This is a genomic window from Clostridium sp. Marseille-QA1073, assembly GCF_054863625.1.
Genome location: NZ_JBSVQM010000007.1, coordinates 151,071 through 166,499, shown reverse-complemented (window position 1 = coordinate 166,499; position 15,429 = coordinate 151,071). Strand labels below are relative to the sequence as shown.

The 15,429-nt window shown below is 35.1% G+C and carries 8 protein-coding genes, 2 tRNA genes and 3 rRNA genes; 1 reads left to right on the top strand and 12 read right to left on the bottom strand.

Features of this window, described 5'->3' with window-relative positions:
• Position 1: 1 nt before the first annotated feature.
• The 3 genes from ACY1IQ_RS08720 to hutG form a co-directional block, all read right to left on the bottom strand.
• Positions 2-520, bottom strand: coding sequence for a 3H domain-containing protein (locus tag ACY1IQ_RS08720; RefSeq protein WP_461613576.1), 519 nt, complete (start codon positions 518-520; stop codon positions 2-4).
• Positions 521-1,472: 952 nt separating this feature from the next.
• The gene (locus ACY1IQ_RS08715; RefSeq protein ID WP_461613575.1) at positions 1,473-1,796 is read right to left on the bottom strand and encodes a hypothetical protein; all 324 of its coding nucleotides are present in this window, start codon (positions 1,794-1,796) and stop codon (positions 1,473-1,475) included.
• 144 nt (positions 1,797-1,940) lie between these two features.
• Complete coding sequence (gene hutG / locus ACY1IQ_RS08710; RefSeq protein WP_461613574.1) at positions 1,941-2,957, bottom strand: formimidoylglutamase; 1,017 nt, start codon at positions 2,955-2,957, stop codon at positions 1,941-1,943.
• Between the two features lie 57 nt (positions 2,958-3,014).
• Between hutG and ACY1IQ_RS08705 the strand changes: the two genes are divergently transcribed.
• Positions 3,015-3,302: a hypothetical protein gene (locus ACY1IQ_RS08705; RefSeq protein ID WP_461613573.1), complete on the top strand. Its 288-nt coding sequence runs from the start codon at positions 3,015-3,017 to the stop codon at positions 3,300-3,302.
• Positions 3,303-3,614: 312 nt separating this feature from the next.
• On the opposite strand, the gene ACY1IQ_RS08700 is transcribed toward ACY1IQ_RS08705, so the two are convergent.
• The 9 genes from ACY1IQ_RS08700 to recF all read right to left on the bottom strand — a co-directional run bounded on the left by ACY1IQ_RS08700 (position 3,615) and on the right by recF (position 15,323).
• Positions 3,615-3,690 (bottom strand) — tRNA-Ala (locus ACY1IQ_RS08700).
• Positions 3,691-3,695: 5 nt separating this feature from the next.
• Positions 3,696-3,772: transfer RNA gene (locus ACY1IQ_RS08695), tRNA-Ile, on the bottom strand.
• Positions 3,773-3,804: 32 nt separating this feature from the next.
• Positions 3,805-3,922: ribosomal RNA gene (rrf, locus tag ACY1IQ_RS08690) — 5S ribosomal RNA — on the bottom strand.
• A 120-nt stretch (positions 3,923-4,042) separates the two neighbouring features.
• A 23S ribosomal RNA gene (locus ACY1IQ_RS08685) occupies positions 4,043-6,948 on the bottom strand.
• Between the two features lie 378 nt (positions 6,949-7,326).
• A 16S ribosomal RNA gene (locus tag ACY1IQ_RS08680) occupies positions 7,327-8,837 on the bottom strand.
• The 16S, 23S and 5S rRNA genes sit together here with 2 tRNA genes alongside, the layout of an rRNA operon.
• 646 nt (positions 8,838-9,483) lie before the next feature.
• Positions 9,484-11,991 carry a DNA gyrase subunit A gene (gene gyrA / locus ACY1IQ_RS08675; RefSeq protein WP_461613572.1) on the bottom strand — a complete coding sequence of 836 codons (2,508 nt, stop codon included), beginning with the start codon at positions 11,989-11,991 and terminating at the stop codon, positions 9,484-9,486.
• A gap of 31 nt (positions 11,992-12,022) precedes the next feature.
• The gene (gene gyrB, locus ACY1IQ_RS08670; protein ID WP_461613571.1) at positions 12,023-13,930 is read right to left on the bottom strand and encodes a DNA topoisomerase (ATP-hydrolyzing) subunit B; all 1,908 of its coding nucleotides are present in this window, start codon (positions 13,928-13,930) and stop codon (positions 12,023-12,025) included.
• Between the two features lie 18 nt (positions 13,931-13,948).
• On the bottom strand, positions 13,949-14,212 hold the full coding sequence (remB, locus tag ACY1IQ_RS08665; protein WP_039634431.1) for an extracellular matrix regulator RemB: 264 nt from the start codon (positions 14,210-14,212) through the stop codon (positions 13,949-13,951).
• 19 nt (positions 14,213-14,231) lie between these two features.
• Positions 14,232-15,323 carry a DNA replication/repair protein RecF gene (gene recF, locus ACY1IQ_RS08660; RefSeq protein ID WP_461613570.1) on the bottom strand — a complete coding sequence of 364 codons (1,092 nt, stop codon included), beginning with the start codon at positions 15,321-15,323 and terminating at the stop codon, positions 14,232-14,234.
• Positions 15,324-15,429: the final 106 nt, after the last annotated feature.

Sequence of the window (15,429 nt, the reverse complement as noted above, 5' to 3'; positions counted from 1 at the left end):
CTTATATATTATCTACCAAAAATCCTTTATTTTTTAATTCATTTATAATATTATCCATAACTTCTTCATTTTCTGCACTAATTGTATGAAGATGAATTCCATTGGTTAATAAAAATAATGGTTCTGCTTCATACTTATGAAGATTATCTATGAAATTTTCTACATCATATAAGTTTTTTACCATAAGCATTCCTTTTATTTCTCCATACAAAGGATGCTCAACAATAACATCTTCAATTATTCCGCCATACTTAACGATAGCTTTCATTTCTTCTTCTATATTTTCCTTATTATGTAAAGTAGCAATTACTTTTTTCACCTTCATAGTATCATTATTAGGCACAATATAACCTTCAGGAGTAGCAATTATATTAATACCTTTAGCTCTTAATATAGCTATATCTTTCACTATAATTTGTCTTGTAACACCAAAAATTTCTGCTAATTTTTGGCCTTTATAAGCATCATTACTTTTACATAATACTTCTTTAATTTTTTCTCTACGAATTTGTGAATTCATTTTTTCCTCCATCTTACATATATAAAATATATTTTTAAGGTATAAGTATATTTTAACATTATAAATATCTATTTATAATAAAAATAAATAGATATTTATAAACTATGCCTTTTTCTATAATTACTGTTATGAAATATATATATTATTATAATATTATTACCATTTAATGTAAATGAGTGATATAATATTTTTATATTTATTTTATAGAAATGAGAGGGTATTAAATGCGTATAAGAAATAATTTTATATCATATTGGTACAATTGGAGAAAGAAAGGTCAAATTCTTTACATCTTAAAAAATACTATTATCATATCCATATTTATATTAGCTTTTGGAATTATAAATATATTAAAACAAAACATATTTTAAATAAAAATTCTCTAATATTTACTATATTAATAGGATCTTATGGAATTATTTATAGCATTAACTCTTGGAAAAAATATAATAGGATATATTTGAATAATCTTAAAGAAAATAATTAATTAAAATTACTAGAATATTTTATATCCTAGAAAAATCTAGATTAGACATATAGTTATATTTTTATGATTCAACATACTATAAAATATATAAGAGCACTAAATCTCTTTATAATTACTTATTCTCTAAAATTTTTAAATAAAATCATTTGACTCTAATATATAAGTAATTATATAAGAAAAATCACTATTAAATATTACTTTTTAATAGTGGATTTTTCTTATGTACTATGAAGGTAATTTATATACTAATTTAATTTTACTCTTAGTAAATAAAATTAATTTTTATCATCACATCTTTTTAATATGTCCATGGAAATATTTTGGTAATTATTTGTATGATGATATCTTATTAAATTTAACAAATTATCATCATAATTATATTCTTTTAATATGTTATATCCTATTTCACCATGATTATAATAAACATTTATAAATTTTATATTATCAAATTTTTTTAATTTACCTTTAGTAATAAAATTTAAAACAACTACTATGGACTTTTCTTATAGGATTTAAACTTTTATATAATTTACCTATATCATGAAGAAAACCTGCTTTTATTAATGTATTTATTTCATTATGATTTAAATTATCTAATAATGATATTTCTTTAGTTTCATTTATAATATCCTTAGCTACATTTATACAATGCTTTTTATCATAAACCTTAAGTTTATTAAATAATTCAATTTCAAAAGGTTCTAAATATCTATTAATAAATTCTATATCTTTATCTGTAATTTTAGCTGTTACAGCCTTAAAAAATTGTTTTACTCTATAAATAAACATATATAACTCCTAAAATGCATGTTTTATATAATACCACTTCTACATTTAATATATATCTAAAGATCTTGTATTAAGCAATTTATCTATATGTCTATTATATACAAATATATTCAAAGAGCAAAATTTAAAACTATACTCTTTATCTTAATAGCTATATTCTAAGTTATATTGCTTACAAATAGTATTTACTAGAGCAAATATTATTACTGCTGCAGTATTTGAAGTTATATTATCTTTATCAAATCTTGGAGCTACTTCACATATATCAAAGTTCATAACCTTTCCTGACTTTAATATATGTTTTAAGACTTGAATTACCATTTCAGGGTCTAATCCAACAGTTTGAATTGCACTAACACCTGGAGCAAAAGCTGCTGAAAATACATCAGAACAAATGGTTACATATATGTAGTCTTGTTTTTTTATAAAATCTTTTAAGGCTTTAATAAGTGCCCAGCCATCACTAGATACTATGTCTTTTGCAAGGGCATATTTAACTCCTAATTTATTAGCAGTTTTAAAAAGCTCAATTGTATTACTATGTTCTTGAACACCAACACAGAAATAAGAAAAATCCATATCATTATTTTTACAGATATCTGATATTTGCCTAAACATAGTCCCAGAGCTTCCTTCTTTATCATAAGGTCGTAAATCAAAGTGAGCATCAAAATTTATTATGCCAATCTTTGGTTTATCACATATAGTTTGTACATTATTAAAGAGCCCTCTAAAGTTTCCTAAAGCAGTTTCATGTCCGCCGCCTAATACAATTGGGAATATATTTAAACTAAGAAGTCTAGCTACAGATTTAGATAAAAGTTCTTGTGCTTCACTTAAACTTAATCCTTCTGCAACTATGTCACCTGCATCAAATATATTTACACATTCATAAAAGTTGCAAGGGAAATTTGCCATTTGAGTTCTTATGGATATTGGACCATTTATTGCACCAACTCTGCCTTTATTTAATTTTATACCTATATCACAACAAAAACCTAATATGCCAAAGCTTAAGCTTTCTACAGGCTTTATATTTTCGTCCCATAAATTTAATGGTTTAACATGTTGGTGCCATCTAAAAGCATCATAGTTGGAAGTACTGTCTACTCTTCCACTCCAAATGCTCTCATCCATTTGTATATAATTCTTACTATACATAAATTCATCTCCCATTATAATTTTGTAACTATATAAAAAGTAACTCATATTATAACATTGAAAGCATTAATTAAAAAGGGAAATATGTCAATTTTTATATTAATGCCTTATGATCAAATATCTCAAGGTGTTTTAAAGACTTTATCCCAATTCAGTACTGATATACGATCAGCTAATGAAATGGTAAATACACTACTAACTAATGATAAACTTAATGTTGATGCTAACTTTTTAAACTTTGTGTCACATTTTGATCAAGGGAAATATTATCAATTTAGAAGTGAAGGATACATGGAGGCTTTAACATTTATAAAGACTTACAATGAAATGAGCTTATGCTATTAGATTAATAATCTACAAACTCCTGCTATCAAGCATTTTACAGAAGCTTTAAATTCACTAGATAGAGTTAGTCGTTCATTCTTATCTGATGATGACTTTAGGGATTTAATAATTGAAATAGGTGCGCTAAAAAAATACAGATGAAATTAATAGGAAATAATAAGAATGTATAATTTAAATTGTGGCTAATCAACTTTATAATTTGTAGTACCATATAGAAATATATCTGTAAAAAATTTAATAATTGATCTTAATAGGTTTTAAAATTTAATTTATTCTAAAAAAATAAAAAAGCAATCCTCTTGGATTGCTTTTTGGTGGAGATAAAGAGATTCGAACTCTTGACCCCCTGCGTGCAAGGCAGGTGCTCTCCCAACTGAGCTATACCCCCAAATATGGTGGACCTTCAGGGACTCGAACCCCGGACCTACCGGTTATGAGCCGGTTGCTCTAACCAACTGAGCTAAAGATCCATAGTGTTAACTAAGGAGACTTAGTTAACACTACCTGGCAACAACCTACCCTCCCACAGGGTCTCCCCTGCAGTACTCTCGGCGTCCTAAGGCTTAACCTGCCTGTTCGGAATGGAAAGGGGTGTTACCCTTAGGACCATCATCACCAGATTCAAAGGTCATTCATTAACCTTACTTTGTTATTATAATTTATTAAGTTATCTTTGTCAATAACTTTTTTTATAAATTTTCAAAGAAATTATTCTCTGAAAATTGCACAGTGAAATTAATTAGGTCAAGCCCTCGACTTATTAGTATGAGTCAGCTGAACATGTTGCCATGCTTACACCTCTCACCTATCAACCTGGTGTTCTTCCAGGAGTCTTACTAACTTATGTTATGGGAAATCTCATCTTAGGGGGGGCTTCACGCTTAGATGCTTTCAGCGTTTATCCCTTCCAGACATAGCTACCCAGCTGTGCCACTGGCGTGACAACTGGTGCACCAGAGGTCTGTCCATCCCGGTCCTCTCGTACTAAGGACAGCTCCCTTCAAATTTCCTACGCCCGCGACGGATAGGGACCGAACTGTCTCACGACGTTCTGAACCCAGCTCGCGTGCCGCTTTAATGGGCGAACAGCCCAACCCTTGGGACCTACTTCAGCCCCAGGATGCGACGAGCCGACATCGAGGTGCCAAACCTCCCCGTCGATGTGGACTCTTGGGGGAGATCAGCCTGTTATCCCCGAGGTAGCTTTTATCCGTTGAGCGATGGCCCTCCCACGAGGAACCACCGGATCACTAAGCCCGACTTTCGTCCCTGCTCCACTTGTCTGTGTCGCAGTCAGGCTCCCTTCTGCCTTTGCACTCTTCGAACGATTTCCGACCGTTCTGAGGGAACCTTTGGGCGCCTCCGTTACTTTTTTGGAGGCGACCGCCCCAGTCAAACTGCCCACCTAACAATGTCCCGTGACCTGATTCAAGGCCTCCGGTTAGAATTCCAGTACTATCAGGGTGGTATCCCAAGGATGACTCCACAAAGGCTGACGCCCTTGCTTCCAAGTCTCCCACCTATCCTGTACAGATAGTACCGAAACTCAATGCTAAATTGCAGTAAAGCTCTACGGGGTCTTTCCGTCCAATCGCGGGTAGCAAGCATCTTCACTTGCACTACAATTTCGCCGGATTTGCTGTTGAGACAGTGCCCAAATCATTACGCCATTCGTGCGGGTCGGAACTTACCCGACAAGGAATTTCGCTACCTTAGGACCGTTATAGTTACGGCCGCCGTTTACTGGGGCTTAAGTTCATGCCTTCGTTTGCACTAAGCAATCCCCTTAACCTTCCAGCACCGGGCAGGCGTCAGCCCCTATACATCAGCTTTCGCTTTAGCAGAGACCTGTGTTTTTGCTAAACAGTTGCTTGGGCCTATTCTCTGCGGCCTACTTGCGTAGGCACCCCTTCTCCCGAAGTTACGGGGTCAATTTGCCGAGTTCCTTAACAGCAATTCTTCCGATGGTCTTAGGATTCTCTCCTCACCTACCTGTGTCGGTTTGCGGTACGGGCACTAGCTTCCTCCATAGAGGCTTTTCTTGGCAGCGTGGAATCAGATACTTCACCCTAAAGGGCTTCCCCATCACGCCTCAGCTAATGTAGGTGGATTTGCCTATCCTACATACCTAAACGCTTAGACTAGCATCCAATAGCTAGCACATCTTATCCTCCTGCGTCACCCCATTTGTAATAACGTCTGCTAGTGGTACAGGAATATCAACCTGTTGTCCATCACCTACGCCTTTCGGCCTCGGCTTAGGTCCCGACTAACCCTGAGCGGACGAGCCTTCCTCAGGAAACCTTAGGTTTTCGACCGACAGGATTCTCACCTGTCTCTCGCTACTTATGCCAACATTCTCACTTCTGCATCGTCCACCGCTCCTTCCGGTACGACTTCAGCCAATGCAGAAAGCTCCTCTACCGCGTACACGTAGTGTACACCCATAGCTTCGGTGGTAAGTTTTAGCCCCGGACATCTTCGGCGCAGGATCTCTTGACTAGTGAGCTATTACGCACTCTTTGAATGAGTGGCTGCTTCTAAGCCAACATCCTAGTTGTCTTAGAAATCCCACATCCTTTACCACTTAACTTACACTTTGGGACCTTAGCTGATGGTCTGGGCTGTTTCCCTTTTGACTACGGATCTTATCATTCGCAGTCTGACTGCCGAAATAAAAGTATATGGCATTCGGAGTTTGATAAGGTTCGGTAAGCGATATGCCCCCTAGCCTATTCAGTGCTCTACCTCCATTACTCAATTAATCGACGCTAGCCCTAAAGCTATTTCGAGGAGAACCAGCTATCTCCGAGTTCGATTGGAATTTCTCCGCTATCCACAGCTCATCCCATGGTTTTTCAACACCAACGTGGTTCGGTCCTCCACGAGATTTTACTCTCGCTTCAACCTGGCCATGGATAGGTCACCCGGTTTCGGGTCTACGACATGCAACTTTGCGCCCTATTCAGACTCGGTTTCCCTTCGGCTCCGTACCTTAAGTACTTAACCTCGCTACATATCGTAACTCGTTGGCTCGTTCTACAAAAAGCACATCGTCACACATATAAAGTGCTTCGATCGGTTGTAGGCACAGGGTTTCAGGTTCTATTTCACTCCCCTCCCGGGGTTCTTTTCACCTTTCCCTCACGGTACTTCTCCACTATCGGTCACTAGGTAGTATTTAGCCTTGGGAGGTGGTCCTCCCTGCTTCCCACAAGGTTTCACGTGTCTCGTGGTACTCTGGATCAGAACTTAAGGTCTTCTCGTTTCACTTACAGGTCTATTACCTTCTACGGAGTAGCTTTCCAGCTATCTTCAGTTACAATAGCCACCTCTTTTATGTTCTGTCCTCAACCCCCAAGCCAAAGGCTTAGGTTTGGGCTCTTTCCCTTTCGCTCGCCGCTACTTAGGAAATCGATTTTTCTTTCTCTTCCTCCGGGTACTTAGATGTTTCAGTTCCCCGGGTTTACCTCTATATACCTATGTATTCAGCATATAGTACATGGCGTAGCCATGTAGGTTTCCCCATTCGGAAATCTTTGGATCACAGACTATTTGCGTCTACCCAAAGCTTATCGCAGCTTATCACGTCCTTCTTCGGCTCCTAGTGCCAAGGCATTCACCCTGCGCCCTTTGTAGCTTGACCTATCTAAAAATCAATATAAACTTTGTATTACTTCGTCAACTTCAGTCACTGCGGTGCTCATTTACATTAGTAAACTCTGCTCCTCGTTCCTTCGTTTCCTTGTACTACTCGTTTCTATTGCTTTTTTTAAAATTGTCTTATACAAATTCGCATAAATAGAATTCAAAAACTTTGTTTTTAAACTTATTTCTGTTTGTCTTGACGAAATTGTTTATTTATCTTTTAAATTTAAAGGATATTTAAACAAATATTTTCACTGTGCAATTTTCAAAGAACAATTGAGCTTCTCCTTTGTCCCGTAGGACCTTGGTCGCTCAAAATTAAACAGAGATAGTACCAGTTTTCGTAGTAGAGTTACCAACTACGTCGACTCCCTAGAAAGGAGGTGATCCAGCCGCAGGTTCTCCTACGGCTACCTTGTTACGACTTCACCCCAATCACTAATCCCACCTTCGGCCGCTGGCTCCTTGCGGTTACCTCACGGACTTCGGGTGTTACCAGCTCTCATGGTGTGACGGGCGGTGTGTACAAGGCCCGGGAACGTATTCACCGCGACATGCTGATTCGCGATTACTAGCAACTCCCGCTTCATGTAGGCGAGTTTCAGCCTACAATCCGAACTGGGATTGGTTTTTAAGTTTAGCTCCACCTCACGGTCTTGCATCTTGTTGTACCAACCATTGTAGCACGTGTGTAGCCCTAGACATAAGGGGCATGATGATTTGACGTCATCCCCACCTTCCTCCCGGTTAACCCGGGCAGTCTCACTAGAGTGCTCAACTTAATGGTAGCAACTAATGATAAGGGTTGCGCTCGTTGCGGGACTTAACCCAACATCTCACGACACGAGCTGACGACAACCATGCACCACCTGTCTCCCTGCCCCGAAGGGCTTCCCTCATTACAGGTAATTCAGGGGATGTCAAGTCTAGGTAAGGTTCTTCGCGTTGCTTCGAATTAAACCACATGCTCCGCTGCTTGTGCGGGCCCCCGTCAATTCCTTTGAGTTTTAATCTTGCGATCGTACTCCCCAGGCGGAATACTTATTGTGTTAACTGCGGCACAGAAGGGGTCGATACCTCCTACACCTAGTATTCATCGTTTACGGCGTGGACTACCAGGGTATCTAATCCTGTTTGCTCCCCACGCTTTCATGCCTCAGCGTCAGTTACAGTCCAGAAAGCCGCCTTCGCCACTGGTGTTCTTCCTAATCTCTACGCATTTCACCGCTACACTAGGAATTCCGCTTTCCTCTCCTGCACTCTAGACACCCAGTTTCAAATGCAGCACCCAAGTTGAGCCCGGGTATTTCACATCTGACTTAAATGTCCGCCTACGCATCCTTTACGCCCAGTAAATCCGGACAACGCTTGCCACCTACGTATTACCGCGGCTGCTGGCACGTAGTTAGCCGTGGCTTCCTCATATGGTACCGTCATTATCTTCCCATATGACAGAACTTTACAACCCTAAGGCCTTCTTCATTCACGCGGCGTTGCTGCGTCAGGGTTTCCCCCATTGCGCAATATTCCCCACTGCTGCCTCCCGTAGGAGTCTGGACCGTGTCTCAGTTCCAATGTGGCCGATCACCCTCTCAGGTCGGCTACGCATCGTCGCCTTGGTGAGCTGTTACCTCACCAACTAGCTAATGCGCCGCGGGTCCATCTCATAGCGGATTGCTCCTTTGGTACAAAAGTCATGCGACCTTCATACTTTATGCGGTATTAATCTCCCTTTCGGGAGGCTATTCCCCTCTATGAGGCAGGTTACCCACGTGTTACTCACCCGTCCGCCGCTAATCCACTCCCGAAGGAGCTTCATCGCTCGACTTGCATGTGTTAGGCACGCCGCCAGCGTTCGTCCTGAGCCAGGATCAAACTCTCAATTTAAAAGTTTGTATCTTGATTGCTCAAGTAAAGTTTGCTGACTATAATAGTCATTTTAAGTTTCTTTCGAAACTCAATGAATTAACTGGTTTTACCTATTTCTCTGTTTAATTTTCAAAGACCAAATTATTTAGTAATTTTTACCGCCATCACCTGACGACTCTTACTATTCTATCAGCTTTGCTTTTTCTTGTCAACAGTTTTTTAAAAGTTTTTTTAAACTTATTTAACTGTCTTTAGAAAAACCTAAACTTCATCACTAAGATTTGTTTTCGCATCTCTTAGGGACAAGGATTATTATATCTAAATAAAAGTTATTCGTTAAAACTAAAATACATCATTTTATCAAACTATATTAATTATTCTCCTTTATTCTTTTTATTTTGCTGTATTTCTTTTATTGATACACCAGGAAAAGTATACTTAAATAATTAGGAATTTAAGTATAATAATGTGATTTTATCACTATTCTTTATTACAGGTAAAAGTTAGTAGTCCGTTGATTTTTAAAGCATTGGATAAATTACTTTATAAAAAATTCATGAATTAGCTACTTATAAATTTACAAACAATTATTTAAATATTCTTAGGTCATTTTCTAAAATACTTTAATAGAAAAAGACTAAAGCATAAAGCCTCAGTCTTTTAATTATTCTTCATTTTCTATTTGTTCTAAGCTCTGATCTATTTCTTCTACACTTTCTTCTGATTCTTCATTAGAAGTATTTTCATCATTTGAATCAGTATAATTTATTTTTGCCATAGCAACAATATTTACATCTTCACCTGTCTTCATAAGAGTTACACCCATAGTATTTCTGCTTGTAGTAGATATATCTGCAACGTTTAATCTTATTATTATACCGTCACTATTAATTAACATTAATTCATCTGCGTCTTTAACTACTCTTGCACCTACTACGTAACCTGTTTTTTCAGTTACCCTATAAGTTTTTATACCTTTTCCACCTCTACGTTGTAATGTGTACTCTGATATATCTGTTCTCTTACCAAAACCTTTTTCACTTATAACTAAAAGCTCTTCATTTTCTTTAACAACTACCATTGAAACTGCTATATCTTCATCTCTTAAAGTTATTGCCTTAACCCCTGTAGTTGTTCTTCCCATTTCTCTAGCATCTTTTTCATTAAATCTTATAGAATAACCTTGTTTAGTAACAAAAATTATTTCACTATCTCCAGTTGTGATAGTAGCACCTATAAGTTCATCTTCTTCTCTTAAGTTTATAGCAATTAATCCATTTCTTCTTATGGATGCGTACTTATCAAGAGAGGTTTTCTTTACTAAACCTTCTTTAGTTCCCATAACAAGATAATTATCTGCTTCAAAAGTTTTTAATGATATAACTGCTTGAATTGTTTCATTATTTTCTAATGGAAGTATATTTACAAGGTTAGTACCTTTTGCTGTTCTACTACCCTCTGGTATTTCATAGGCTTTTAATTTATAAGCTTTACCTCTATTAGTGAAGAATATCAGGTTATTATGAGTTGGAGTTATAAAGATATGTTCTACGAAATCATCCTCTTTTGTAGTAACACCTTGAATTCCTCTTCCACCTCTTTTTTGAGCATTATAAGTGTCTATAGGAAGTCTCTTAATATATCCTGCATGAGTCAATGTTATTACAACATCTTCTTCTGCTATTAAATCCTCTTCATCTATGCTATATGGATTTTTTTCAATAGCTGTTCTTCTTTCATCTCCATACTTATTCCTAAGTTCTATAAGTTCTTCTTTTATTATTCCTAAAAGAATCTCTTCATTTTCAAGTATAGATTTTAAGTACTGTATTGTTTTCATAAGCTCATTATATTCTTCTTCAATCTTTTCACGTTCTAATCCTGTAAGTCTTTGAAGTCTCATATCTAATATAGCTTGAGATTGCTTATCAGAAAGTCCAAATTTAGCCATAAGACCTTCTTTAGCTTCTTGACCAGTTTTAGATGATCTAATTAGAGATATTACTTCATCTATATGATCTAATGCAATTCTTAGGCCTTCTAAGATATGAGCTCTAGCTTGAGCTTTATCTAAGTCAAATTCAGTTCTTCTTCTTATTACCATTTTTTGATGATTTAAATAATGAACTAAAATTTGTTTTAAATTTAATATCTGAGGCTGGCCATCTACTAAAGCAAGCATTATGATACCAAAAGTATCTTGCATCTTAGTATGCTTATAAAGTCTATTTAAAACAATATTAGCATTAGCATCTCTTTTTAATTCTATAACGATTCTCATACCTTCTCTATCTGATTCATCTCTAAGGTCTGAGATACCATCTATTTTTTTATCCTTAACTAATTCTGCTATACTCTCTATTAGATTTGCTTTATTTACTTGATAAGGAAGCTCTGAAACTATAATTCTATTACGTCCATTATGCTCCTCTATCTCTGATTTTGATCTAACTACTACTTTTCCTCTACCTGTTTCATAGGCATTTTTAATTCCAGCTCTTCCTAAAATTATACCTGCTGTAGGGAAATCCGGTCCCTTTATACTGCTCATAAGCTCAGTAATAGTAACATCTTCATTGTCTATTATCATTATAACTCCATCTATAACCTCTTTTAGATTATGAGGAGGTATATTAGTTGCCATACCAACAGCTATACCTGATGAACCATTAACTAAAAGATTAGGAAATCTTGATGGAAGTACAGATGGCTCTTGTTCTTCACCATCAAAGTTTGGAACAAAATCAACGGTATTCTTATTAATATCTCTAAGCATTTGAAGAGTAATTTTACTCATCCTTGCCTCTGTATATCTCATTGCTGCTGCTCTATCACCATCAACAGAACCAAAGTTACCGTGTCCATCAACTAATGTATACCTAATAGAGAAATCCTGTGCCATTCTAACTAAAGCATCATAAACAGAAGAGTCACCATGTGGGTGATATTTACCTAAAACATCTCCAACAATTCTTGCACATTTTCTATATCCTTTTTCTGGTGTTATACCAAGTTCATGCATAGAATAAAGTATTCTTCTATGTACTGGTTTTAGCCCATCTCTTACATCAGGAAGAGCACGACCAACAATAACACTCATGGCATAACTAATATAGGAATTTTTCATTTCGTGTCTTATATCAATGGGTAATATATTTTCTTCCCTATTCATATGTTTCACCTCACCTTATTTTTCTAAAATACTATATATCTAAATTGCTAACCATTTTAGCATTTTCTTGTATAAATTCTCTACGAGGTTCTACCTTATCTCCCATAAGAATAGTGAAGATTTCATCTGCAGCCATAGCATCTTCTACTGTAACTTTTAATAATGTTCTTTTTTCAGGATTCATAGTTGTATCCCAAAGCTGTTCTGCATTCATCTCTCCAAGACCTTTATATCTTTGAATATCTGTATTGCTGTCTTTTCCACCTATTTGATTTAGAATTTCTTCTAATTCTTCATCACTATAAGTATAATACTCGTTTTTACCCTTTTTGACTTTGTATAGAGGAGGCTGAGCTATATAAACGTGTCCTTGTTCTACTAACTCTCTCATATATCTATAAAAGAATGTAAGAAGTAATGTTCTTATATGAGCTCCGTCAACGTCAGCATCTGTCATTATTATAATTTTATGATATCTTAATTTAGAAACATCAAAGTCTTTAGCTATTCCTGCTCCAAAAGCAGTAACCATATTTCTTATTTCTTCAGAATTAAGAACTCTGTCAAGACGTTGCTTTTCTATGTTTATTATCTTTCCTCTTAAAGGTAAAATAGCTTGAAATCTTCTTTCTCTTCCTTGCTTAGCTGAACCACCGGCAGAATCTCCCTCAACTATATATATTTCACATTCTTCTGGATCCTTTGAAGAACAATCTGCAAGTTTACCAGGTAATGAAGTACTTTCAAGTGCAGTCTTTCTTCTTGTAAGTTCTCTTGCTTTTTTCGCTGCTTCTCTTGCTCTTGCAGCGTTTAACCCTTTATCTATAATACTTTTTCCTACAGCAGGATTTTCCTCCAGAAAATTACTTATAGCCTCAGAAACTATAGCTTCAACCACACCTCTAACTTCACTATTACCTAGTTTAGTTTTTGTTTGGCCCTCAAATTGAGGATCTACTACTTTAACAGATATAACCGCTGTAAGTCCTTCTCTTACATCTTCTCCACTTAAATTTTTATCATTTTCTTTTAAGAATCCAAATCTCTTAGCATAATCATTTAAAACTCTTGTTAATGCAGTTTTAAAGCCCACTAAGTGAGTTCCTCCTTCAACAGTATCTATATTGTTGGCAAAAGAAAATAAATTCTCATTATAGGTATCGTTATATTGAAGTGCAATCTCAACTATACATTCATCCTTATTACCCTCTACATAAATAGGTTCATTGTGTACCTTTCCTTTATTTCTATTTAAGTACTCAACAAAGGATTTAATTCCACCTTCATAGTGAAATTCATGGTTCTTATCTTCTCTTTCATCAGTTAAGGTTATTTTTATACCTTTATTTAAAAATGCTAATTCTCTTAATCTTTGAGATAAAGTTTCATAGTCAAAATCTACTTCATCAAAAATTTCCTTATCAGGTTTAAAATGAGTTTTAGTTCCATGTTCTTCAGTATCACCAATCTTTTCAAGCGGAGTTACAACCTTCCCCCTTGAAAATCTTTGCCTCCAAATATGCCCATCTCTTTTAACTTCAACCTCACATGTTTCTGATAAAGCATTAACTACAGAAGCTCCAACTCCATGTAATCCCCCAGATGCTTTATATCCGCCACCACCAAATTTACCTCCAGCATGAAGCACTGTCATTATAACTTCAACTGTTGGTATCTTTAACTTAGGATGCATACCTACAGGCATACCCCTACCATCATCTATTACAGTAATTGAGTTGTCATTGTGAATTGTAACATTTATATTGCTACAAGCCCCTACAGTTGCTTCATCAATACTATTATCAACTATTTCGTATACTAGATGATGAAGTCCTCTAGCGCTTGTGCTACCAATGTACATACCTGGTCTTTTTCTAACAGCTTCAAGTCCTTCTAACACTTGTATCTGATTTTCATCATAGTTTTGATTATTATTCATGTATATCCTCCTAACTAATTAAAGCTCACAATATACAATGTCTGTTCTTTTACATAAGGTGGCTGAAGAAATAGGAGATAAATAAACCTTACTTTTCTTATTAACTTCAGCTATAACAAAAGATTTAGGTTTTTCTTTGGTTATTCGCTCTACAAATCCGTCTTCCTCTGCCATCCTTATAAATTGAATTGTATCCGAACTATACATAGTGGCTTCCATATCGAAAATTGCTATTACGTCTTTTACAGGAACCACTACATTTTCTCCTAAATGTAGAAACATGGTTATCCTCCTTAACATGCTACAGCTTTGTTATTTCTCCACTTGAGACCTTAAATATTTTTACATTATCAGTTTTATTTAAATGTCTTTCAATATTACTTATTCCTGTACATGTGATTAAAGTTTGCACATTACTTATAGAGTTTAAAATGTATTCCTGTCTTTTAGTATCTAACTCTGATAACACATCGTCTAATAATAAAAGGGGATACTCTCCTGTTAACTCTTTAATTATGTGAAGTGATGCAAACTTAATGGAAAGTACAGAAGTTCTTTGTTGACCTTGTGAGCCATAGGTCTTAACATCCATATCATTTATTAAAACTAAAAAATCGTCTCTATGAGGGCCTACAGAGGTGGTTTTTCTTTCAAAATCTTTTTTTCTATTTTTGACTAATGAATCATAAAGTTCACTCTTTATATCATTACCTTTTAATTGCATTAAATATTTAAACTCTATGATTTCTTTATCTAGAGTTATTTCTTTATGTATAATTTTACCTTTTTCATTTAATTTTTCAATATACTGTAATCTTTTTTTTACGATGTATTCTCCATACTCACTAAGCTTATAATCATATATATCTAATATGTCCGTATTACTACTAAATTTTTTAAGAACTGAATTTCGCTCATTAAGAATCTTTTTATAAGCTAATAAGTTATAATAATATTTTCCATCAAGCTTACAAAGCTCTATGTCCATAAATTTTCGTCTATAAGATGGTGAATCTTTTATTATGTTTAAATCTTCTGGAGAAAACATAACTATATTTAGTATACCCATAAGCTCTGATAATTTGTTAATTTTTATAGAATTAATATTAATTCCTTTTTTACCCTCTTTAAAGATTTTTATTTCAATCTTTTTATCAAGTCTAATTTTTCCGATATCAACCTTTATGTAAGCCTCATTTTCATTCCATCTTATAAGCTCTTTATCTTTGTTTGTTCTATGAGACTTACCTATACTTGCATAATAAAGGGCTTCTAAAACGTTGGTTTTACCTTGTGCATTATCTCCTATAAATACATTCGTACCATTTGCAAAATCTAAATTTAGTTCATCATAATTTCTAAAATTTTTTAAGAGTAAACTTTTTACGTACATATAAACACCCATCTTAAATTATAACATACTATAAGCTAATAGTGTAAATTTTACTTTAAACAGCTAAAATTTAAAAATATGCACCGGATTTTTTCGGTGCATATAC